At 43.0% G+C, this 1030-nt stretch carries 1 protein-coding gene; it reads right to left on the bottom strand.

The window, feature by feature from the left end:
• Positions 1 to 501: 501 nt before the first annotated feature.
• A partial coding sequence (tpiA, locus tag REG_RS14895; RefSeq protein ID WP_039908632.1) for a triose-phosphate isomerase occupies positions 502 to 1030 on the bottom strand: 529 nt, incomplete at its 5' end.

Here is a 1030-nt window from a genome sequence, read left to right as displayed (position 1 = left end):
ACCATCAATAATCAAGCCTATTTGATTGATAGCCAAAGGCGAAAACATTGTAAAGTTGATCTTTCTGATCCACATGAAAAATTAATTCAAACACTCAAGGGGTTTATCGGCTCTATAGGAGAGGGGGGATATTAGCCTATATGACGCGGGATTTGTTGCTAAAAAATCGACTTTCTCTTAACGCTTCTCGCAATCTCTTGTACTCATTACGAAGGTTGCTGTGTACCGTGCACCCCTCGCTACAATTTTGCAAACCGTCTTTCGTCAAAAAAGGGCTCAAAATGCGCATTGACCTCCTTGTTTTTGTAAAAAAAGTAACAGCGCTTTTTCGCCCATTTTTTATTTATAACAAACTTCATTAGACCTCTTTCCAAACCGTAGTTCGTTATGCGAAGTCAAGGCGCCCGGCGTACAGCAACCCTTCGTTAACATGAAGTACATGAGGATTGCGCGTACCGGGCAACGCAGGATTCGAGTCACGGAGCAGGTTTGGAAAGAGGTCTATTGAGATTGCTGAGTATTTTCCGCCGCTTTAACAATGTCGATAAATTTATCTGCCTCGAGTGAAGCACCGCCAACCAAGGCGCCATCAATATCTGGTTGCTTGAACAATTCAGCCGCATTATTAGCATTAACAGAACCACCATATTGAATAATCATTTTTTCAGCCACCTGAGCATCCTGCTGTGCAATGCAATCGCGAATAAATTTATGTGTCTTCTGCGCCTGTTGTGGCGTTGCTGATAGGCCAGTACCAATCGCCCAAACCGGCTCATAAGCGATGACGGCGTTTTCGAAGGCTTTGACACCGAGTGTCTCTAATACCGTATCCAATTGCCTCTTACAAACGGTTTCAGTTTGTCCAGCTTCATTTTCAGCCTGAGATTCGCCGATACAAAGCACAGGAATCAATCCCTCGCTCTTCAATACGGCAAACTTTTTAGCGATGATTTCATCATTTTCATGGTGATAAGTACGACGTTCAGAATGACCAATAATAACGTACTTTACCCAGATCTCTTTTAGCATT

This window comes from Candidatus Regiella insecticola LSR1, from assembly GCF_000143625.1.
In the GTDB taxonomy this organism is placed as follows: domain Bacteria; phylum Pseudomonadota; class Gammaproteobacteria; order Enterobacterales; family Enterobacteriaceae; genus Regiella; species Regiella insecticola.
The sequence above is the reverse complement of the archived record's forward strand: the minus strand, read 5'-3'. Positions and strand labels throughout refer to the sequence as shown.